The 21,936-nt window shown below is 39.9% G+C and carries 22 protein-coding genes and 1 other annotated feature; of the genes, 6 read left to right on the top strand and 16 right to left on the bottom strand.

Going from position 1 to position 21,936, the window contains the following annotated elements:
- Positions 1 to 27 precede the first annotated feature (27 nt).
- Positions 28 to 363, top strand: a complete 336-nt coding sequence (locus AA980_RS13805) for a hypothetical protein (protein ID WP_024030090.1) — start codon at positions 28 to 30, stop codon at positions 361 to 363.
- Positions 364 to 473: 110 nt separating this feature from the next.
- Positions 474 to 1,577: a flavodoxin-dependent (E)-4-hydroxy-3-methylbut-2-enyl-diphosphate synthase gene (ispG, locus tag AA980_RS13800; protein WP_193392262.1), complete on the top strand. Its 1,104-nt coding sequence runs from the start codon at positions 474 to 476 to the stop codon at positions 1,575 to 1,577.
- A gap of 62 nt (positions 1,578 to 1,639) precedes the next feature.
- Here ispG and AA980_RS27840 read toward each other — a convergent pair whose 3' ends face one another.
- Entirely contained in the window at positions 1,640 to 1,957 is a 318-nt protein-coding gene (locus tag AA980_RS27840; RefSeq protein WP_047771729.1) for a hypothetical protein, read from the bottom strand.
- A 401-nt stretch (positions 1,958 to 2,358) separates the two neighbouring features.
- Here AA980_RS27840 and AA980_RS13790 point away from each other — a divergent pair, with 401 nt between their 5' ends.
- The gene (locus AA980_RS13790) at positions 2,359 to 2,946 is read left to right on the top strand and encodes a nucleotidase (protein ID WP_024030087.1); all 588 of its coding nucleotides are present in this window, start codon (positions 2,359 to 2,361) and stop codon (positions 2,944 to 2,946) included.
- Between the two features lie 40 nt (positions 2,947 to 2,986).
- On the opposite strand, the gene AA980_RS13785 is transcribed toward AA980_RS13790, so the two are convergent.
- Genes AA980_RS13785 through AA980_RS13775 form a run of 3 tightly spaced genes read right to left on the bottom strand, consistent with a single transcriptional unit; the run spans position 2,987 to position 5,027 of the window.
- Positions 2,987 to 3,397, bottom strand: a complete 411-nt coding sequence (locus AA980_RS13785; RefSeq protein WP_024030086.1) for a Fur family transcriptional regulator — start codon at positions 3,395 to 3,397, stop codon at positions 2,987 to 2,989.
- Positions 3,394 to 4,257, bottom strand: a complete 864-nt coding sequence (locus AA980_RS13780; RefSeq protein WP_024030085.1) for a metal ABC transporter permease — start codon at positions 4,255 to 4,257, stop codon at positions 3,394 to 3,396. The genes AA980_RS13785 and AA980_RS13780 overlap by 4 nt, the downstream gene beginning before the upstream one ends.
- Positions 4,254 to 5,027, bottom strand: coding sequence for a metal ABC transporter ATP-binding protein (locus tag AA980_RS13775; protein WP_024030084.1), 774 nt, complete (start codon positions 5,025 to 5,027; stop codon positions 4,254 to 4,256). The genes AA980_RS13780 and AA980_RS13775 overlap by 4 nt, the downstream gene beginning before the upstream one ends.
- Positions 5,028 to 5,203: 176 nt before the next feature.
- Between AA980_RS13775 and AA980_RS13770 the strand changes: the two genes are divergently transcribed.
- Positions 5,204 to 5,461, top strand: coding sequence for a DUF2624 domain-containing protein (locus AA980_RS13770; protein ID WP_024030083.1), 258 nt, complete (start codon positions 5,204 to 5,206; stop codon positions 5,459 to 5,461).
- A 60-nt stretch (positions 5,462 to 5,521) separates the two neighbouring features.
- On the opposite strand, the gene AA980_RS13765 is transcribed toward AA980_RS13770, so the two are convergent.
- Both AA980_RS13765 and AA980_RS13760 read right to left on the bottom strand, forming a co-directional pair.
- On the bottom strand, positions 5,522 to 6,415 hold the full coding sequence (locus tag AA980_RS13765; RefSeq protein WP_024030082.1) for a deoxyribonuclease IV: 894 nt from the start codon (positions 6,413 to 6,415) through the stop codon (positions 5,522 to 5,524).
- Between the two features lie 22 nt (positions 6,416 to 6,437).
- Entirely contained in the window at positions 6,438 to 7,754 is a 1,317-nt protein-coding gene (locus AA980_RS13760; RefSeq protein ID WP_024030081.1) for a DEAD/DEAH box helicase, read from the bottom strand.
- Between the two features lie 265 nt (positions 7,755 to 8,019).
- Here AA980_RS13760 and vrrA point away from each other — a divergent pair, with 265 nt between their 5' ends.
- Positions 8,020 to 8,814: a VrrA/YqfQ family protein gene (gene vrrA / locus AA980_RS13755; protein WP_053005478.1), complete on the top strand. Its 795-nt coding sequence runs from the start codon at positions 8,020 to 8,022 to the stop codon at positions 8,812 to 8,814.
- Positions 8,815 to 8,954: 140 nt separating this feature from the next.
- Entirely contained in the window at positions 8,955 to 9,902 is a 948-nt protein-coding gene (locus tag AA980_RS13750) for a 4-hydroxy-3-methylbut-2-enyl diphosphate reductase (RefSeq protein WP_024031168.1), read from the top strand.
- Positions 9,903 to 10,045: 143 nt separating this feature from the next.
- Here the strand turns inward: AA980_RS13750 and AA980_RS13745 are convergent, their stop codons facing one another.
- The 10 genes from AA980_RS13745 to recO all read right to left on the bottom strand — a co-directional run bounded on the left by AA980_RS13745 (position 10,046) and on the right by recO (position 21,903).
- Positions 10,046 to 11,161 carry a Nif3-like dinuclear metal center hexameric protein gene (locus AA980_RS13745; protein ID WP_024031169.1) on the bottom strand — a complete coding sequence of 372 codons (1,116 nt, stop codon included), beginning with the start codon at positions 11,159 to 11,161 and terminating at the stop codon, positions 10,046 to 10,048.
- Positions 11,148 to 11,867 carry a tRNA (adenine(22)-N(1))-methyltransferase gene (locus AA980_RS13740; protein ID WP_024031170.1) on the bottom strand — a complete coding sequence of 240 codons (720 nt, stop codon included), beginning with the start codon at positions 11,865 to 11,867 and terminating at the stop codon, positions 11,148 to 11,150. The genes AA980_RS13745 and AA980_RS13740 overlap by 14 nt, the downstream gene beginning before the upstream one ends.
- 79 nt (positions 11,868 to 11,946) lie before the next feature.
- Complete coding sequence (gene cccA, locus AA980_RS13735; RefSeq protein ID WP_024031171.1) at positions 11,947 to 12,321, bottom strand: cytochrome c550; 375 nt, start codon at positions 12,319 to 12,321, stop codon at positions 11,947 to 11,949.
- A 319-nt stretch (positions 12,322 to 12,640) separates the two neighbouring features.
- Positions 12,641 to 13,780, bottom strand: coding sequence for an acyl-CoA dehydrogenase (locus AA980_RS13730; RefSeq protein ID WP_024031172.1), 1,140 nt, complete (start codon positions 13,778 to 13,780; stop codon positions 12,641 to 12,643).
- 369 nt (positions 13,781 to 14,149) lie between these two features.
- Positions 14,150 to 15,277 (bottom strand): RNA polymerase sigma factor RpoD, encoded by a 1,128-nt coding sequence (gene rpoD / locus AA980_RS13725; protein WP_024031173.1) that lies wholly within the window; start codon positions 15,275 to 15,277, stop codon positions 14,150 to 14,152.
- Between the two features lie 43 nt (positions 15,278 to 15,320).
- The gene (gene dnaG, locus AA980_RS13720) at positions 15,321 to 17,129 is read right to left on the bottom strand and encodes a DNA primase (RefSeq protein ID WP_024031174.1); all 1,809 of its coding nucleotides are present in this window, start codon (positions 17,127 to 17,129) and stop codon (positions 15,321 to 15,323) included.
- A gap of 764 nt (positions 17,130 to 17,893) precedes the next feature.
- The gene (locus AA980_RS13715) at positions 17,894 to 18,703 is read right to left on the bottom strand and encodes a pyruvate, water dikinase regulatory protein (RefSeq protein ID WP_024030131.1); all 810 of its coding nucleotides are present in this window, start codon (positions 18,701 to 18,703) and stop codon (positions 17,894 to 17,896) included.
- A 27-nt stretch (positions 18,704 to 18,730) separates the two neighbouring features.
- Entirely contained in the window at positions 18,731 to 19,396 is a 666-nt protein-coding gene (locus AA980_RS13710; protein WP_328586714.1) for a helix-turn-helix transcriptional regulator, read from the bottom strand.
- A 71-nt stretch (positions 19,397 to 19,467) separates the two neighbouring features.
- Positions 19,468 to 20,850: a glycine--tRNA ligase gene (locus AA980_RS13705; RefSeq protein WP_024030129.1), complete on the bottom strand. Its 1,383-nt coding sequence runs from the start codon at positions 20,848 to 20,850 to the stop codon at positions 19,468 to 19,470.
- A 63-nt stretch (positions 20,851 to 20,913) separates the two neighbouring features.
- Positions 20,914 to 21,100: a binding site (T-box leader), on the bottom strand.
- Between the two features lie 50 nt (positions 21,101 to 21,150).
- Positions 21,151 to 21,903: a DNA repair protein RecO gene (gene recO, locus AA980_RS13700; protein WP_024030128.1), complete on the bottom strand. Its 753-nt coding sequence runs from the start codon at positions 21,901 to 21,903 to the stop codon at positions 21,151 to 21,153.
- Positions 21,904 to 21,936 lie beyond the last annotated feature (33 nt).

The raw sequence follows: 21,936 nt of genomic DNA, 5'->3' as shown, positions 1-21,936 counted from the left end.
AAACATTCCCTTTTGGAGGCTTGTCCGATGAAACAATTATTTGGGTTCTTATTTGCCATTTTAATCGTATATGTCATTTATTTCGATTTAACGGTTGGCACGCTTCCAGCTGCTTTTACACAGCAGCGTGTAGATGCAAAGATAGAAACAACAACAGTAAAATCCAAAACTGACATTCCCTCTTTTGAAGCTAAAGTCAAGCCTGGTGAAACGGTCATCTCAATTGTTGAGCATAAACTAAAGAAACCTCTGCCGGTTTCGATTACTGATCTAATCAACGACTTTCAAAAACTGAACCCAAGCCAATCGCCCGAGAAGATTCAAATTGGGTCCACATATCATTTTCCTGATTACTCAAAATAAACAGAATGGACCTTAATCTTGTCAAAGATAGCAAAAGACTGTTAAAATAAACTCGGATTGTTGTTATCCTAGCGGATTCCAATTAAAGGAGCGAATAAAAGTTGAATGAAATTACCCATCGTACAAAGACCCGGCCAATTAAAGTTGGTAATTTAACGATTGGCGGGAGTAATGAATTAATTATACAGAGCATGACAACCACTAAAACGCATGATGTTGAGGCAACTGTTGCTGAAATCAAACGCCTTGAGGACGCAGGCTGTCAAATTGTCCGGGTTGCCTGTCCAGACGAACGGGCTGCAAACGCCATCCCAGAAATCAAAAAAAGAATAAATATTCCCCTCGTTGTTGATATTCACTTTGATTATAAATTGGCTCTCAAAGCGATTGAGGGCGGTGCTGATAAGATTAGAATTAATCCAGGGAATATCGGAAGACGGGAAAAGGTTGAAGCTGTCGTCAAAGCTGCAAAGGAACGGGGTATCCCCATCAGAATTGGGGTAAATGCAGGCTCTCTTGAAAAGAAGATATTAGAAAAATACGGTTATCCAACAGCAGATGGCATGGTCGAGAGTGCGCTTCACCACATCAAAATTCTCGAAGATTTAGATTTCCATGACATTATCGTGTCGATGAAAGCTTCTGACGTAAACCTTGCGATTGAAGCCTATGATAAAGCTGCCCGTGCTTTTGATTATCCATTGCATTTAGGGATCACTGAATCGGGAACACTTTTTTCTGGAAGCATAAAAAGTGCTGCAGGACTTGGTGCAATCATCAGTAAAGGGATTGGAAACACGCTTCGTATTTCTTTAAGCGCAGACCCTGTTCAAGAAGTAAAAGTAGCAAAAGAACTTTTAAAGATATTTGGTCTTTCATCTAATGCAGCAACTCTTATCTCCTGCCCTACATGCGGCCGCATCGAGATTGACCTGATTAGCATTGCAAATGAAGTCGAAGAATATATTCAAAATGTCAAGGCGCCGATTAAGGTCTCTGTGCTTGGCTGTGCCGTTAATGGTCCTGGTGAAGCAAGAGAAGCAGACATCGGAATCGCTGGTGCCCGCGGCGAAGGCTTGTTATTTAGAAAAGGTGAAATCGTCCGCAAGGTTCCTGAGGCGGAAATGGTTGAGGAATTGAAAAAGGAAATTGATAAATTAGCTGAAGAATATTTCCAAAAGAAAGCGGAAGAAGAAGCGAAACTTGCTAAATAAAGACACAAGAAACCCGGTTAAAGTACCGGGTTTCTTTTTTGCTCCTATGCGTGCAGATTATGTTAAAAGAACGGAAGAATGAAGATACCGACAATAATCGATAACGCCCCAATTCCGATTGCCCAAGCACCGAGGCCTGTTGCTCCTCTGCTTCTTGCAACGAACCCTAACACAATACCTGCAGCACCAAAAAGAATAGGCAAAACAAACAGTGATAAAATCGAAAGTGCTAAAGCCAGTGTCCCCATACCGGTTCCACCAGCTGCCCTTTCCCTATTGTCATCCCGATCCCTTCCTCGTACAACAGGAACAGGCGCAGCAATTTCCGCTGCTGTTTCTTCGTGATATTCTGAAGACCTGATTGGAACAGCAGCACTAATTTCCGCAGCCGTATCCTCATTATATGCAGCAGTTCTAATTGGAACGGATGCTCCAAACACGGTTTCTTCTAAATCGGCAGAGGATTGAATTGGATCAGGATGATCAACTTCTCTAGTTGCTTCCCTGAATTCAGAAGGGAAATTTGGGATATCTTGTCCAATAACAGCACTTCGGAGAGCCTCTTGCACTTTCGTGTCTCTTTCATCTGCCATCCTAATCCCTCACTTTCAGTAATAGGAGCATTTATTATTGTTAGCCTCTTGTTGAGTTTTAAAGATGTTAATGTTTATCTCATCTAGTCATATAATTCTTTTCCTGATAAAATTTTCTACAAATTAATAACCCGTCTTTGGTAAAATATTAATGGGAATACTAAAGCAATATGAAGGTGTGCATGCAAATGAGAAAGAGATTTGGAATCGACATTGATGGTACGGTCACATGTCCAAAATCAATATTACCTTATATTAATAAAGCTTTTGGCATTAACATTGCCTACGAGGACGTGGACCAATATGAATTAACCCCCTTCGTAAATGTTTCGGAAGAAGAGTTTGCGAAGTGGTTTGCTGAAAATGAACCAACTATTTATCAAGAATCACCATTTGCGCCTGGAGCAAAACGAATTTTACAAAAATGGGAAAAAGACCATGAATTGTTTTTTATTAGCGCCCGGTCCTCCCATTTACTTGAAATCACTGAAAAATGGTTCTTAGATAAAGGTTTAACCTTTCATCACATTGAATTAATAGGCTCCCATAATAAAGTAAAAACAGTGAAAAAGCATCAAGTGGATATTTTTTTTGAAGATAAACACGATAATGCTGTGATGATTCATGAAGAGTGTCAAATTCCGGTCATCTTATTTGATACACCCTACAATCAAAACTCGATTCCAAAGGGTGTCATCCGCGTTAATAATTGGAAAGAAGCTAATCTATGGGTTGAAAATTGGCTAAAAGAAGAGAGTATCGTCAAGAATTGCTAATTTAACAAAAAAACTCGCCAATATACTGGCGAGTTTTCTTTTACAAACAATCCGGACAGCGTCCATAAATTTCAAATTTATGTCCAGAAATATCGTATCCTTTTAAGTTTTCACTTAATCCATCCATAGGACAGGTTTCAATTTCTTTTGTTTTTCCACAGTCTAAGCAGATAAAATGATGATGATGCTGGTGTCTGGAACAGGTAAAGCGGAAATGCTTTTCGCCTGATAACTCCGTCATTTCTAAAATCCCCATATTAACAAATAAGGTCAGATTGCGATAAATAGTATCAAAACTTAATCCCGGATAATCATCCTTTAACTGATCAAGGACATCCTTAGCGGTTAAATATTTATCGCTGTCTGCGAATAATTGGAGCATATCCTCTCGTTTTCCCGTTTGCTTAAATCCATGTTCTTTTAAATATTGAATAGCCTCCTGCACATTCACTTGACTCCACCCCCAATATCCACTTGTTTATGAATCATTATTTTTTTATAAAAGATTGCCAGTACTAATATTAACACCGCAAGCATGACGATGGTTCCCCCTGGAGCCAAGTCAAGATAATAAGCAGTGAAAAGGCCTCCAAGGACGGAAATTTCACCAAAAAGCACAGATAAGAAAATCGTTTGTTTAAACCCTTTTGCTAGGCGGATACTTGCTGCCACCGGTAATGTCATTAATGAAGAAACCAGAAGGATCCCAACAATTCGCATCGAAGCCGCAATGACAAGCGCAACCATGACAATAAAAATAAAATGAATACTTTTTGCGGCAATTCCAGAGGCTTTTGCATGTTCCTCATCAAAGGAAAGTAAAAACAGCTCTTTGTACAATAAAATGATGACAATAATAACAAGGATACTAATAATTAAAATAACCCATAAATCGGTTCTGCTGACCGCAGATACACTGCCAAATAAATAACTGAACAAATCCGTATTAAATCCATTTGCCAGCGAAATGAAAATAACCCCGAGCCCAATGCCGCTAGAAAGGATAATCGGAATCGCCAATTCCTGATAATGCTTATAGACACCTCTTAGCTTTTCAATAAACAATGACCCGCCAACCGAAAAAACCATCCCCATGTAAAGGGGATTTAAGCCAGCCATTATTGGAAAACTCCTTTCAATGAGAAGGCTGGCAGCAATACCGGCAAGCGTCACATGACTAAGGGCATCGGCAATCAAGGATAATCTTCGCACCACGATAAAAACCCCGAGCAATGGGGCAAGGATGCCAATCATAATCCCAGTTAGGAAGGCATTTTGTAAAAATTCATAATGGAATAGTCCCTGAATCATCTTACAACACCCCCGTGTTCATGGTGATGGGTAAGCAAATGAACATCATGTCCATAAACTTTCGAGACATCTTCATTTCTAAATTGTTCAAATTCATTCGTTTCTCCGTGAAAATGCAAATATTTATTTAAACAGGCAACATGTGAGACCCTATCCGATATTGTACCAATATCATGAGTAACCAATAGCAGGGTAATATTGCGGCATGTATTTAAATCACCTAGCATTTGATAAAAAGAATTAACATTTTCGGCATCAACGCCGACAGTTGGCTCGTCAAGTATAAGCAGTCGTGGTTCACTCACAAGGGCACGGGCAATAAAAACTCTTTGCTGCTGCCCGCCTGAAAGTTCGCCGATATTTCTGTTACTATACCTTTTCATTCCGACTGCATCCAAGGCATCATTTACTTTGGCTGCATGTTCCTTTTTAAAAAATGTAAACAGGCCTAATTTTTTTGTTAAGCCACTTGCGACCACTTCAAAAACGGTTGCCGGAAAACCAGTGTTAAAGGAATTGGCCTTTTGGGATACATAGCCGACTTGCTGCCAGTCCCTAAATTTGCTAATTCCCTTCCCGAATAAATGGATTTCTCCAGTTTGCAGCTTTAATAAGCCTAATATTAATTTTAATAAAGTCGATTTTCCCGACCCGTTAGGACCGACAATGGCCAAGAAAGAACCATCCGGAATCGTCATATTGATATTCTCAAGCACAGTATCCTTTTCATAGCGATAGGACAATTGTTTTATTTCAATGATTGGTTGCATAGCTGAACTCTCACCCTTAATTATAAGAATCATTCCGATTTAACCTTAGTAGTATACAATAGGACCTACTGATTGTAAAGGCTGCAGGCTTTTGATTTATACCTAGACAAAAGAAATAATCCATTGTCACACTCCTGATTCTCCCTCATACATTAACATGGAGGAGTGGTGAGAGAGTGAAAATATTTGAAAACATCATTAATCATAAGATTAACACGATAACCGCTGATGAGCTGTTAAAGTATGCCCAGCAATTTAATGTTGCAATTAATCGGCAGCAGGCGAGAAGAATTGCCGAATACTTAAGAGGTAAAAGTATCAATATCTTTGATGACGGACAGCGGACCCAACTAGTGAAACAAATCGCCAAATTGGCCGGCCCCGAAACAGCTCGTGAAATAAATAAATTATTTATGCAGTTTACAAAGCAATAAGAAAAGCGCAAGCGCCCTGGAGCTGGATAACAAAAAGCTGTGCCTTGGCACAGCTTTTTGTTATCCTTGCATGATTCGATCTAGCAGGTCTTCGTTGAACTGCTGATTGCGCAACATTTCGATTTCGAATTTATACGGTGCTTTTTTATTGTTCTTATCCTCACCAACGTATGGGGTTTCTAAGATTTTAGGGACATCAGTCAGCTGTGGATGGTGAACAATGTAATTGATGGCGTTAAATCCAATATGACCGAACCCGATATTTTCATGCCGGTCCTTTCTCATTCCTACCGCATTTTTACTGTCATTGATATGGAGCACCTTAAGCTTCTCTAGGCCAATAATTTTATCAAACTCATTTAAGACACCGTCGAAGTCCTCGACAATGTTATAACCAGCATCATGGGTATGACAGGTGTCGAAACAAACAGAGAGTTTATCACTAAAGTTAACACCGTCGATAATCATTGCTAATTCCTCAAATGATTTACCACACTCCGAACCTTTTCCAGCCATTGTTTCCAAGGCAATTTGCAGCTGCTCCTTGCCAGTTAAAACTTCATTTAAGCCTTCAATAATTCTCTTAATTCCAGCCTCTGTACCCGCACCTACATGGGCACCAGGGTGCAGCACAATTTGCTTTGCACCAATCGCCTCAGTTCTTTCAATTTCACTGCGAAGGAACCTTACCCCCAAGTCAAACGTATCTGGATTGGTAGTATTTCCGATATTGATAATATAGGGAGCGTGAACAACAATTTCTGAAATCCCGTTTTCCTCCATATGCCTTTGCCCGGCCTCAATATTCAAGTCTTCAATTTTCTTTCTTCTTGTGTTTTGCGGTGCACCCGTATAGACCATAAATGTATTAGCACCGTATGATACCGCTTCTTGACTTGCTGCGAGAAGCATATCTTTTCCGCTCATAGACACGTGTGAGCCTATTTTTAACATTTTATTCTCTCCCTGCTGCCGCTTATTTTTTTCTCTGATCGATTCTCCGCTTCCGTTTTTTAATTTTATCCATTTCCCATTGCATTTTCTTTTTATAGCCTGGCTTTACTTTTTGCGGTTTCTTAACCATTGATTTGGCTAATCTTTCCGCATCATCCTCTTTCCTAACGCGGGTCTTTCTTTTATTTCTTTCATCTGCCTCAACAAATCCATCCTTTTTGAGATCGACATACTGAAATTGAATACCCATTTTTTCTAAACGATTTAAGGCGTCTTCATCGGAAAGTTCATAAACCGTAAGTGCTACCCCTGAGTTTCCAGCCCGTGCCGTTCTTCCTACCCGGTGGATATAGAAATCTAGGTCTGATGGAAGCTCATAATTAATGACATGGCTGATACCCTCAATATCAATTCCTCTAGAAGCAAGATCGGTGGCAACGATATATTGGTATTCCAAATCCTGAATCTGCTTCATCATTTTCTTTCGTTCGCGCGGGTTTAAATCGCCATGAACACGGGCGACCTTTAAACCTTTTTCACTTAAGAATCCGGCAACTTCTTCAGCCATTTTTTTGGTATTGGTAAACACAATCGCTAAATACGGATTGTATTGTACCAGCGCATCGTGAACAAGCTGCTTTTTATTGCGATGTCTTGAAGGCAGGAGATAATGCTGCAGGTTTTCCGCTGCTTTTCTCTTTGAATCAATCTGAACTGTCTTTGGATTTTCCATATATTTCTTTAGAAATGGTTTTAATTTTTCCGGAATGGTTGCTGAAAAGACGAGCATCTGCAAGTTTTCTGGCATTTTAGCCGCTACTTGATCCAAATCTTCAATAAAACCCATATCGAGCATCATATCGGCTTCATCGACAACAAGAACATCCGATGTATGAATAAAAAGAGCCTTTTCGATCATGAGGTCTTTAATTCGGCCAGGTGTCCCAACGACAATATGCGGCTGTACCTTCAATTTCTCGATTGTCCGCTGCTTATCCGTCCCGCCAACATAACATCTTGTCATAATAGGGCTTTCAGGACTGCATTGTTCTGTTACCTTCAAGATTTGGTGATAAATTTGCGTCGCCAATTCCCTTGTCGGCGCGGTAATAACAGCTTGTACTTCCTGCTTGTCCGGATTGATTTTTTCAAGGATTGGCAAAACAAAGGCAAATGTTTTACCGGTTCCAGTTTGCGATTGACCGATCGCACTTTCCCCTTTTAATACGAGCGGAATCATCCGTTCCTGAATTTCAGTCGGCTCATAAAATCCAAACTTATTTAGGGATTCTATAATAAATGGTTGAAACTTAAAACGATTAAAACGATTTTCTTTCATGTAATTGCTCCTTATTATTAAAATAATCTAGTGATTATGGATTGATTTCTTCCCTTAGCAAGAGCTTCCACTTTTCTTTCCATCATGTAATTATAGTAAAGTTTCTCTTAAATCACCAGCTAACAATCCTTTTATTCTAATCTTTTACCTTAAATTCATTTTTTAACATCAAATTTTGTTTATATTCTTGTGTTTAATACCTAAACCAAATTAGGTTATCTGCATAATTTAATGTATGAAGTTCATTTGAAGGGATGTTATAGGTATGATGCCAAGACCAGGAATGCCCATGCAAGGCGGGATGGGTGCAGGTCTGTTTGGAGGAAGAGGAGCAATGGGTCCTATGGCTGGAAGAGCGATGATGGGGCCAGGGGCTAATCCATTTGGCGGCAACCAGATGATGGGGCAAATGATGGGCCGCCAAATGGGCGGGGGCGGCGGCGGCTTACTTTCGAGACTTGTAGGCGGAGGAGCGCAAGCCGGCGGCGGTCCGGGTGGACTAATGGGTATGCAGGGTGCCGGAAGAGCTGCTTCTGGAGGCGGCGGCTTACTTTCGAGACTTCTCGGCGGAGGAGCGCGAGCTGGAGGCGGTCCGGGTGGACTAATGGGTATGCAGGGTGCCGGAAGAGCTGCCTCAGGAGGCGGCGGCTTACTCAATTCCATAGCTAACCCCGCAGGAATATCAGGATTTCTGAATAATACCCAGAATGTGTTGAAGACAGCACAGTCATTTGGTCCGATGATTCAGCAGTATGGTCCAATGGTCAGAAATCTGCCTGCCATGTGGAGGCTATATAAAGGCTTCAAAAATGCAAAAGGAACAGAAGTAGAATCCGACGAAAAAAGTAAGGTGACTAAAGCCCAAATAAACGAAGAATCATCTGAAAATGAATCATCTGAAAACAGAACCTCACGGAAAAAAACCGGCCAGATAAGATCACAAACAAGTTTCAAAAAAAGCAGCCAGCGGTCAAGTACTGACAAAAGAAGGCAGCCGTCAAGTTCACATAAAAGGAGCCCATCCCCAAAAGGAAGTTCCGTTCCTAAAATGTATATATAAGAGAAGAATGCTGTGTCCCCACAGCATTCTTTCTATTTGTTCAAATTATTAAGAAAAATTGTATCTTTGTAATATACCTATTAGTTTTATATAATATATATGTAGACTAGTAAACAATGTCTTATAGGGGGACTTCATATATGCAAATAATCAAAATCTCTCCACGCGGATACTGTTATGGTGTTGTCGATGCAATGGTCATCGCAAGAAATGCCGCATTAGATAAATCACTGCCGCGCCCAATCTATATTTTAGGTATGATTGTTCATAATAAACATGTAACAGATGCCTTCGAGGAAGAAGGAATTATTACCCTTGAGGGCAAAAACCGCAAGGATATTCTCGATAAAGTCGATAGCGGCACCGTCATTTTCACTGCCCATGGAATATCTCCGGAAGTCCGTGAGCTCGCGAAATCCAAGGGTCTGGTAACGATTGATGCCACATGTCCGGATGTGACCAGAACCCATGACCTGATTGAAGAGAAAACAAAACAAGGTTTTCAAGTTATCTATATCGGGAAAAAGGGTCACCCAGAACCAGAGGGAGCTGTTGGTGTAGCACCAGGTATGGTTCATTTGGTTGAAACCCCAAATGATGTCGAAGCGTTAACGGTTAAAAGTGAGAAACTTATTGTTACTAACCAAACTACCATGAGTCAATGGGATGTCTCCGATACGATGAAAAAAGTCCAGGAAAAGTTTCCTCATGTGGAAGTTTATAATGAAATTTGCCATGCAACCCAAATCCGTCAAGAAGCAGTTGCCGAACAAGCAACCGAAGCAGATGTGACAATTGTCGTTGGCGATCCCATGAGTAATAATTCTAATCGACTTGCCCAGGTTTCGGAGGAAATTGCCGGAACAAAGGCCTACCGCATTGCTGATATTACCGAATTAAAAATTGATTGGATTAAGGATGCCCAAAATGTTGCTGTTACATCAGGAGCATCAACTCCAACACCAATAACAAAGGAAGTCATTACATTCCTTGAACAATTCGACCCAAATAATGAAGCAACCTGGGAACTTAGCAAAAAGGTCCAATTAAGCAGGATTTTACCTAAAGTGAAAAAGGCAGCAGAATAAAATAAAAAAAAGAACCGCGTCTAAAAATGGTTGACCGGTTCTTTTTGTTTTAGCCTTTAGGAAAGTATTACTTTCCTAACAGGCATAAGTGCAACTACGCCTTATGAACCGCCCTAACGGGCTCGCCAATCGGCGAGTTTTCTTTATATAAATTGAAAAGGATCCGTATTAACTTCAGATGGAAAAATCTCCACTTTATAGCCTGATTCCTGGCACATTTTTTGTAAGGCCGCGGTCAGCCCTTTTTTCATCACTTTTTCGACATTATGGCCCGGATCAATCATGTTCAAGCCCTGCATCATTGCATCATGTGCGGTGTGGTAATAAACATCACCTGTCACATAGACATCTGCACCTTTAAATTTGGCATTCATGAAATATTTATTGCCATCCCCGCCTAAAACAGCAACCTTTTTTACCTTTGTGCCTAAATCGCCCACAACCCGGACTTTATCCACCTCTAGTGAATACTTCACCTTTTCCGCGAATTCAGCTAAGGTCATTTCCTCGACTCTCCCGATTCTGCCAAGCCCAAGAACTTCCCCCTTATTTTCGAGTGCATACACATCATACGCAACCTCCTCATATGGATGTGCTTTAATCATTGCCGTAATCGTCTTTTTCAGAAGAGGTTCGGGAACAATGGTCTCAATCCGCACTTCATCCACTTCCTCCAACTGTCCAGAGGACCCCAAAAATGGATTAGTTTGCTCCCCTGGCAGAAACCGCCCCGTCCCAGCTGCTGTGAACGAACAATGGCTGTAATTGCCGATAAATCCTGCTCCTGCATTACCCAAGACCTGTCTAATCTCTTCTGCATGACTGGCTGGGACATAAACAACTAACTTCTTTAGCTTTGTATCAAAAGTAGGGACAAGTACCTCTGCATCCTCTAAACCTAGCGCCGCAGCCAGTAAATCGTTAACCCCGCCCTTAGCGACATCAAGGTTTGTATGCGCTGCATAAACAGCGATATCATGTTTAACTAATTTTTCTATCATTTTTCCTTGAACCGTATCGGTCAGTAAAGTTTTAAGCGGGCGATAAATGATCGGATGATGGGCAATAATCAGCTGCACATTTTTTTCGATTGCTTCGTCGATTACATTTTCGAGCACATCAAGGGCGATCATAACCCGTTCAACCTTCTTATTTAAACGTCCGATTTGTAAACCAATTTTATCACCCTCCATTGCCAAGCCCTTCGGTGAAAACTGTTCGAAAAGTTGAATGATTTCATGGCCATTAGGATTCTTCATTTTTCAAAGCCTCCTCTATGAGTTTTATCTTATTCAATAGCTCTTGTTTCTTTTCGATTGTTTCAGCTGTTTCAGCTGCCCCCTCAAGTGCCCCGTATATGCGCTGCCAATTTTTCTTTTCTGCTGTCCATTTCTTCCGGAAGGCCGCATCTTGGTTTTTCACAAGGAATGGTCCTAGTAAAAGTCCCATATCTTTATTCGTCTTATAGGGATTGTCGGGGTCGCCTTTTTCAGCAATTAATATCTCGTAAATCTTTCCATCCTCTTCGATTATTTCTTCAGCAACAAGCTCCCAGTTGTTTCCTAAAAACCAGTTTCGAATCGAAATCGCACTAATATTGGGCTGTAACACAAGACGCTTGACTGAACCCAACTTGTCTTTGCCATTTTCTAATATACTTGTAATTAAAGCACCGCCCATGCCGGCGATGGTAATGCAATCTACTTCACCCGGCTGAATCACTTCAAGACCGTCACCCATCCGTACAGAAATAGTATCAGATAACCCTTCTGACAAAACATTCTTTTCAGCCGATTGATAGGGGCCAGCTGCCACTTCACCCGCAATCGCAAATCGAATGCCCACATTTTTCGCTAAGTAACACGGCAAATATGCATGATCGGAGCCAATATCCGCAATGGCTGCTCCTTTCTCTACATATTTAGCCACTGTTGCCAGCCGTACTGACAATTTATTTGTATTCAAAAATACCACCACTTCTTTATGTAATCGTTTAAGTATAAAAAAGTCCTTTACAGATGCAAAGGACTTTTTTTATAAAACATTACTTAATTTTCGATACCCATTCCACCATGGCATCCATTTGTTCTGGTTTTACTAAGCCAGCCGGCATACCTTTTGGACTACCATTCGTTAAAAACCCCTTGATTTCATCTTTTGATATCTTATCACCAATACCTTTTAACGAAGGACCCATGCCCCCTTGATACTGATCGCCATGGCAGCCAATACAACCAGCATTTTTATAAATGTCTTCAGGCTTGGCTGAAGCTGTTTCTTCCGTTTTAGCGCCGCCAGCCCCTTTATTATCCTTTGCAATCTCTTTCATATCACCAAGGCCTTTGAATGACAAGATAAATACAAGTACAATTCCAAAAACCAAGATAAGAATGTAAGGAATAGCTGGATTTTTCTTCATGATAATACCTCCCATATGTACGTAAATCTGTTAAATAAAAAATCGTTTACAAACAACTACTATTTTACTTGAAAAAGAACAGAAGTAAAAGCCCTAAACTTATTTTATCACTATAATCTTTGTAAAAAACAAAAAAGAGGCTGTATAACATAAAATTATCTTTTCAGCCTCTTGTTATCTTCCCCTATTTAGTTCAAATATAACATTTGGTCTTTGAGAATTATCCAGCTTCAGGCCATTCTCCGCTGAACAGGGCGCTTCCACTTTTCTATTGTCCAGCTCCAGCGCCCTAGCGGCTAGTGTCCTTCCACTTTTCTAATTAACAACCAATTAATCGTGAAATAACCATTCGTTGAACTTCAGATGTTCCCTCACCAATTTCCAGAAGCTTTGCATCACGCATCATTCTCTCGACGTGATATTCCTTCATATAGCCGTAACCACCATGAATTTGGACGGCTTGGTCCGTCACTTCCATGCATATTTCTGAAGCATAGAGTTTACACATGGCAGCTTCCTTGGAAAACGGTCTTCCATGGTCTTTTAACCATGCCGCCTTATACACCATATTTCGTGCTAATTCAATTTTCATTGCCATATCAGCAAGTTTAAATTGAATCGCTTGAAAGGAAGAAATCGATTTACCAAACTGTTTCCGTTCCTTCGCATAGGCAAGGGCCTTTTCATACGCGCCCTGAGCAATCCCTACTGCCATTGCCCCAATTCCTATCCGTCCGCCATCAAGCGTAATTAAAAACTGCCTAAAGCCCTCTCCACGCTCCCCTAAAAGGTTTTCCACAGGAACTCTTACATCTTCTAACACAAGCTCCGTTGTATTCGATGCATTTAAGCCCATTTTTTCATAATTATCGATGACTGTAAAACCAGCTGTATTAGTAGGGACGATGATCGCTGTAATTTCCTTCTTCCCATCTTTCTCGCCCGTTACAGCCGTGATCGCTAAATGATTTGCAAAGCTGGCATTGGTAATAAAACACTTATTACCATTAATGACAAATTCATCATTTTCCTCTTTGGCAGATGTTCTTGTTCCGCCAGCATCTGAACCGGCGTTCGGTTCAGTCAAACCAAATGCGCCAAAAGATTCTCCCGTACAAATCGGCGTTAAATATTTTTGCTTTTGTTCCTCTGTCCCAAACAAATAGAGCGGCGCCCCGCCTAAGGAAATATGTGCAGAGTAGGTAATGCCTGTCGAACCGCAAGCTCTGCTTAATTCCTCTACTACGATAGCAAAGCTGACCGTATCCGCACCGCCTCCGCCGTATTCCTCAGGAAAAGGAAGCCCCATAATCCCCATCTCAGCCAATTTCTGAAATATCTCCAAAGGAAATTTCTTACTTCGATCCCGGTCTATGGCACTAGGCGCAACTTCTTCATCTGCAAACTGGCGGATCATTCGTTTAATCATTTCTTGTTCAGAAGTTAAATCAAAATTCATTTCCATCCCCCTAGAGCACTTTGTATACGCTTTCTTTATTATTATACGAGTATTTATCTTAATTTCTCAAGGTTTAAAAATTTTAGAAAATATAATATTATGGGAATATATTAAAAATAACTTAATCTTTCATGGGAAAAGGAAGAATTGAATGAAGACTATTATACCTTGCAAAAAATGAATGCCATTGAATCTTTTTTTGCAAAAATAAAAAACGTTAAAAATGAAATGAATTACCCTCTGTCTATTTGCAAAATGAAAGACAATTCAGTAAAATAACAGAAAGCGAATGCTTATCTTTACCAATGAGGTTTCGGCAAAAAAAAATAGTTCACCCCTGTATGGAGTAAACTATTTTATCTTTATATTCTATTCCAAAAAGTCTTTCAGTCGTTTGCTCCGGCTTGGGTGGCGTAATTTCCTTAATGCCTTTGCTTCGATTTGGCGAATACGCTCACGGGTTACACCGAAAACTTTTCCTACCTCTTCAAGGGTGCGAGTCCGGCCGTCATCCAGCCCGAAACGAAGGCGAAGAACGTTTTCTTCCCGGTCCGTTAACGTATCAAGGACATCTTCAAGCTGCTCTTTTAATAATTCATAAGCAGCATGTTCAGAAGGTGATGTTGCATCCTGATCTTCAATAAAATCTCCAAGGTGTGAATCATCTTCTTCACCAATTGGTGTTTCAAGCGATACTGGCTCTTGGGCAATTTTGAGGATTTCCCTTACCTTATCAGGTGTTAAATCCATATCTTCACCAATTTCTTCAGGTGTTGGTTCACGCCCAAGATCCTGAAGCAATTGACGCTGAACACGAATCAATTTATTAATGGTCTCAACCATATGAACAGGAATACGAATGGTCCTTGCTTGGTCTGCAATTGCACGGGTAATTGCTTGACGAATCCACCATGTTGCATAGGTGCTAAACTTAAAGCCTTTGCGATAATCAAATTTCTCAACAGCTTTAATGAGACCCATATTTCCTTCTTGAATTAGATCCAGAAATAGCATTCCCCTGCCAACATAGCGTTTTGCTATGCTTACAACAAGGCGCAGGTTTGCTTCAGCAAGACGGCGTTTTGCTTCCTCGTCGCCTTCTTCAATGCGGTTAGCGAGCTTAATCTCATCTTCCGCAGAAAGCAAATCTACCCGGCCAATTTCTTTCAGGTACATGCGAACGGGATCGTTTATCTTTACTCCTGGAGGAACACTAAGATCATTTAAATCAAATTCGTCATCTTCTTTTGCTAACTTTTTATCATCTGGATCTTCATCGTCACTTTCCCCGACTAATTCAATCCCCTGATCACCTAAAAACTCATAAAATTCATCCATTTGATCAGATTCCAACTCAAAGTTTGCCATTTTTTCAGCAATATCATCGTAGGCAAGGACGCCGGTTTTCTTTCCCAGTGCCGTTAACATATCTTTCACTTGTTCAAAAGTTAATTCATTTTCAACTTCTTTTGAACGGGCTGATTTTTCAGCAGCCATATGGGGCCCCTCCTTCCAAAATCAAAGACAATTCCAATATAATCTATAGCGATTTACGTAATTGGTTGATTTCGTTTCCAATTTCAGCAGCTCTGCTAAATTCACCTTGCAGCTCTGCTTCCTTTAGTTCCACTTCTTTTTCTTTTATCTTTAACAACTTTGGATAATTCAACACCTGTTTGATATAATCAGTTAATTCTTGATTGCTTAACTCGTCATTAATCGACATCATTTCAATGTTCGCAACCATTCTTCTAAGATTTCCATCTTGAATATAGGTTAAAAATGCACTAGAGTCAGGTTCTTCGTGTTCCTCATAAAATCCTAACAGATAGGTTATTATTGCCTGATGTTCATCATTATTAAACATCTGACCCGCAAGTAAATCCTGAACCTTATAGGCAACATCGCGGTTTTTCAGCATATGAGCAATTAAACGTCTTTCTGCCGTAATATGGGCAGGCTTTAGTTTATTTACCTGTTTTGCAATTAAAACTGGTTTATTAACAGGTTCCTTTTTCCCTGCTGAAGCCCTCTTTTCAGCAAAGAACATCTGTTTTTGCTGCTGGTTTAAAGCATCAAGCGAAAGCGAAAATTCTGCTGCAAGCTGCCTTAAGTAATGATCTCTTTCAACCGCTTTATCTAATTTGCTAATTTCCTTAATTATCACTTCGATATAAGCAAGCCGATCTCCTTCAATTTGAAGATTTTTCCCTCTGCGAAAGTAAAGAAATTTAAAGGCCATCCAAGTTAAACTTGCACCAATCACTTCATTGCGGAATTTTTCTGGGCCCTTTTTTTTAATATATTCATCAGGATCCAGTCCATCAGCCATCATGGCAACCTTGATTTGAAAACCCGCATTATTTAAGTGATTACCGGCACGGAAGGCAGCTTCAATTCCCGCTTTATCAGAATCATAGCAAATGGTTACGGATTGAACGCTTTGACGTAATAGGGCTATATGTTCATCTGTCAAGGATGTCCCCATTGTGGCAATACCATTCTCCACCCCAGAGCGATCCGCAGCAATGCAATCAGCAAATCCCTCAAATAAAACAGCATGCTGCATTTTTTTTATACTTGGTCTAGCCAAATGATAATTATAAAGAATTTTGCTTTTATTAAAGATTGCTGTTTCGGGACTATTTAAATATTTTGGCTCATCATGCCCAAGTGATCTCCCTGAGAAAGCAATCGTTTTGCCGTTTCGGTCATGGATCGGAAACATAATACGATCCCTGAAGCGATCAAAATAATTCCCGTCCCTTTCACGCCTGATAATTAAGCCGGCCTTTTCCAGCCATTCGGGTGAAAAGTCCCTTTTAGAGAGGAATTTATACACAAAATCCCATGAATTTAATGAATAGCCAATTTGAAACTTATCGATGGACTCGCGTGTAAAACCTCTTTCTAGCAAATACTCCAAAGCATGCTGGCCTTCTTTTGTATTTACCAGTAAGTGATGATAGAATTTCTGTAACAGTTCATGAGCATCATGCATTGCTTGAAATTCTTTGGAAACTTTTTTCTCACCATGCGCTGCTGATAAATTAATTTCAAGGTCAATATTAACCTTTGATGCCAGTTTAATGGCTGCTTCTTGAAACGAGATTCCTTCTAGCTCCATTAAAAAAGAAAAAACATTCCCCCCAGCTCCGCAGCCAAAGCAGTGGAAAATTTGTTTGTCGGGTGATACTGAAAAAGATGGGGTGCTTTCTCCATGGAATGGACATAATCCGAAGTAATTTCGCCCCTGTTTTTTCAGCTGGACATAGTCACTAATTATCTCGACAATATCAACAGTTTGACGAATTCTATCTATTTTTTCTTCGGCAATACGGTCTGCCATGAAAACATCTCCATTTATACTACAGGTATTCGGCAGAAACTTATTAAATTCCTGCAAATTTCGACAAAATTTTTATTAATTTTGTCCGGAATCTGGCTCTAGTCCTCCCTGTATATTGTAATATCTCCTTTACCCTAATTGTTCATGATGAATCGGTCTGCGGAAACTTTCCTGAATCAACATACTTCCAGGCAGCATATGTATTCTTGTCTTTCACATGTGAACAGGAAGCAGCAAAAAGTACTTCAATGGAAAATTGAGCAGCACCTTCGACAAAAAATGTCGGAATGCTTTTTTACTTAAGTATTAATTCTACATCAATCCGCATATTCCTTCTTGAGACGTGAACTTTTATAAAAGGATTAATGTCGAATTATTTTGGGAGTTTTATGGGGTCCCTGCCTTGACATCTAACAATAAATAGTTTATTCGTTCACATCCAACTCTAAACCTAAAAAGATACATTTTTATCACAATTTTTTATTATAGTATATAAATTATCATTTTGCCATAATTATTACTTACCATATCTCATATTTTTAAAAAATGCTGTATTGAAAGAGAATGTTGATTTCCGTTCTAGGCGCTTCGCTTTCCGCGGGGCGGGCGGTGAGCCTCCTCGGCGCTAAAGCGCCTGCGGGGTCTCACCTGTCCCGCTACTCCCGCAGGAGTCTCGCGCCTTCCACTCCAATCAACATTGTGATCAAAATCAACAATGTACTTTAACACAGCCTAATAAAAACACATAATCAAATGATTATGTGTTATGGTTTGCCTTTTCGAATATAATTTTGAATCATGTTTGCTGTTTCTTCAACTGCTTTATTTGTAACATCAATAACTGGACAATTAATTTTTTTCACTACTTTTTCGAAAAAGGCCAGTTCTTCTTTTATCCGCTCGATATTTGCATAACTCGCCTGATCATTTAAACCTAACGATATTAAACGTTCTCGTCTAATATTGTTTAGTTTTTCTGGGCTTATTTTGAGACCAAAGCATTTTTCACTTGGAACTTTATAAAGTTCTTCGGGCGGGTCGACCTCTGGAACAAGCGGGACATTCGCTACTTTTAAGCGCTTATGAGCCAAATACTGTGATAATGGCGTTTTCGATGTTCTTGAGACCCCAATCAAAACAATGTCTGCTTTTAAAATACCTCTTGGATCACGTCCATCATCATATTTGACTGCAAATTCGATTGCTTCTACCTTCTTGAAATACTCCTCATCAAGCTTCCTGACAAGACCCGGTTCATATAAAGGAGTCTTACCACTGAACGCTTGGATCTGGTCCATGATTGGACCGATTAAATCCACTGACAATATCCCTTCCTTTTCCGCTCTTTCCTTCATATATGTACGCATGGAAGGTTTAACGAGGGTATAGGCAATCATCCCTTTATCCAGAGACGCTAGCGATAATACCTCATCAATATGTTCATTATCTTCTACATATGGAAACGTTTTTAACACCATCCCGGCGCCATTAAACTGACTGACGGCAGCTTTTGTAACTAATTCAGCTGTTTCACCAACTGAATCAGAGACAACATAAATGATTGGTATACTCATTCTCCCTCAACAACTCCTAATCCTAGTTTATTCGTCGCCTAACGAAACAAATGCTTTTGTGATGTTTGTTTTTGTTACTCTGCCAATTACCTCGAACCCTTTGTCTGATTTCTTAACTACCGGTAATGCATCAATTTGCTTTTCAATCAATTTTTTAGCGACATCAATTAATAAATCTTCCCGTTCACACATGGTTATATTTGGCATCCTAGTCATAATGATATTGACTGGAATCGCGGTAAGCTCTTGTTTCCCTATACTTGCCCGAAGGAGATCCTTTCTGGATAATACACCAACTAAAATTGTTTTTTTATCGACTACAAACAAAGTTCCTACATCTTCGAGGAACATGGTACAAATTGCATCATAAACAGAAACATTTTCATTCACTACAACTGGAATGGATTGATAATCTTTGACATAAATTTTCTGCAGGTTCTCTGTTAACAGCTGAGCTCCGGATTTACCAGTATAAAAATAGCCGACACGAGGTCTTGCATCTAGAAAACCTGCCATTGTTAAAATAGCTAGATCCGGTCTTAATGTTGCTCTGGTCAAGCTTAGCTGGTCAGCAATGTGCTCACCGGTAATCGGTCCATTTTCCTTTACAATATCCAAAATATGCTCCTGGCGTTTAGTCAGTTCGATTGTTCTCACCACCTTAAAAATAAATCTGAAGACGTAATATGTCATACTATAATAGAATTATTATATACCAAATAGGGTTCTTTTTAAAAGAAAACCCGCCGGTGGGCGGGTTTCTTTTAAAATGACATTTTTTCCTGTAAAAAGCTCACTAGTTCAGTAATCGGGAGTCGTTTTTGTTCCATTGTATCACGATCACGAACTGTAACCATATTGTCTTCCTTGGAATCAAAGTCATACGTAATACAGTATGGCGTGCCGATTTCATCATGACGGCGATAACGTTTTCCGATGGAACCAGCTTCATCATAATCTACTGAATAATATTTAGCTAATGTTGCGAAAACCTCTCTTGCCTCTTCAGACAGCTTCTTTGATAACGGAAGTACTGCCGCCTTAAATGGTGCGAGGGCAGGGTGGAAGTGCATTACCGTTCTAGACGTACCATCTTCAAGCTGTTCTTCGTCATATGCATCAATCAAGAATGCAAGCGTTACCCTGTCTGCACCCAGTGATGGTTCAATACAATATGGCACATACTTTTCGTTCGTCTCAGGGTCTAAATAGTGGAAGTCTTCGCTTGAGTATTCCATATGCTGCTTCAAATCATAATCCGTTCTCGAAGCAACACCCCATAGTTCACCCCAGCCAAACGGGAACTTAAATTCAAAGTCAGTTGTCGCATTACTGTAGTGAGAAAGTTCATCCTCTGAGTGGTCGCGGAGTCGTAAATTTTCTTCAGTAAGACCTAATGAAAGCAGCCATTCTTTCGCAGATTGCTTCCAATAATCGAACCATTTAAGCTCTTCACCTGGTTTACAGAAAAATTCAAGCTCCATTTGTTCAAATTCTCTTGTCCGGAAGGTAAAGTTACCAGGGGTAATTTCATTTCGGAAGCTTTTTCCGATTTGAGCAATACCAAATGGCAGTTTCTTTCTCATCGTCCGCTGTACATTTTTAAAGTTAACGAAAATACCTTGTGCTGTTTCCGGGCGAAGAAAGATTTCATTCGTGCTTGATTCTGTTACCCCTTGGAAGGTTTTAAACATTAAGTTGAACTGGCGAATTCCGGTAAAATCATGGCTGCCACAATCCGGGCAAGCGATATTATGCTCTTTAACCAGCTCTTCCATTTTATCAAACGGCAATCCGTCAACAACCATTTCAATGCCTTTTTCATCAAGAGCATTTTCGATTAATTTATCGGCACGATGACGGGCTTTACAATTCTTGCAATCCATCATTGGGTCGTTAAAGTTACCAATATGTCCAGACGCTTCCCAAGTTCGCGGATTCATTAAGATACTTGCGTCCAAGCCGACATTATAAGGAGACTCCTGAACAAACTTCCTCCACCATGCCTGTTTTATATTGTTTTTAAATTCAACGCCTAACGGACCGTAATCCCAAGTATTGGCGAGGCCGCCGTAAATTTCCGATCCCGGAAAAATAAATCCTCTGTGTTTGGCATGTGATACAATTTGCTCCATCGTTACTTTCATTGCTTTTCGCTCCTTTTTTAAAAATATAAAACAAAAAAACTCTCGTCCCTATGCTTAATTAAGCATAGGGACGAGAGTTACCCGCGGTTCCACCCTATTTGCTGCCATGATAGCAGCCTCTTTAAGTTGTGTTATTACAACACTTGATTGCTCAAGAACGCCTTCGTTAGTGCCCTATACCCTAGCTTACACTGTCCTAGGTTCGCTTTTATAGAGTTGACTAACTACTCTTTTCCGTCACTGCAATTATTTTATTAACCAAAATTTTAACCAATACTCTAAACATTGTCAACAAGGCAATTATAAAAGATTGCGAAATTGATCCATGGAATTAAGGAATTTTTTTGTTTTGAGATGTAAGCCGGAATACTCTTCATAATAAGCAGTAATCACTTTTTTCAATTCAGCCTTTGTTTCTTGTTTAACCGAAATATTACCTAACCTGGAAAGATCAAAATAATAAAATAGCCGTAATAATTTAACTGCTGCTGTTGATAATTTAAAATGATACGGATCCTTATCTAAACAGCGGTGGCAGATAAATCCACCTTCCCGAATCGAAAAGGAAAAATGTCCATCTGTACTGCCGCAGATGGAACATTGATTTAAGATGGGATACATACCGATGACATTTAACATTTTCATCTCATAAATATTCATTAGAATATCCGGGTCATAGCCTTCATTCATGAAATTTAATGTTTGATAAAGCAATTCAAAATGAAACGGGTTTGGTTTTTTCTCGTCTGTACACTTATCAGTTAATTCAACAATGTAACTTGCATAGGCAGTTAAAAAGATATCCTCACCGATCGAACGAAATGAGGTAATGATTTCTCCCTGCTGTAAGCTTCCTAATCCGGAACCTCTAGAAATGAGAAAATACCCATGTGTAAACAACTGGGTAATCGAGGAAAGGCGGCTGTTTGGCTTTTTAGCTCCTCGTGCCATCGCACCAATCTTTCCCCATTCCCTTGTATATATAGTTACAATCTTATTAGTTTCACTGTAATCTGTCGTTCTAATCACGATGCCTTCACACTTCTGAAGCATTAAAAGCCACCTTCTTAAGGAGCGCGAAAGACT

This window comes from Neobacillus vireti, assembly GCF_001026695.1.
GTDB classification, from domain to species: Bacteria; Bacillota; Bacilli; order Bacillales; family Cytobacillaceae; genus Neobacillus; species Neobacillus vireti.
Note: the sequence above shows the minus strand (reverse complement) of the source record. Positions and strands in the feature narration are given on the sequence as shown.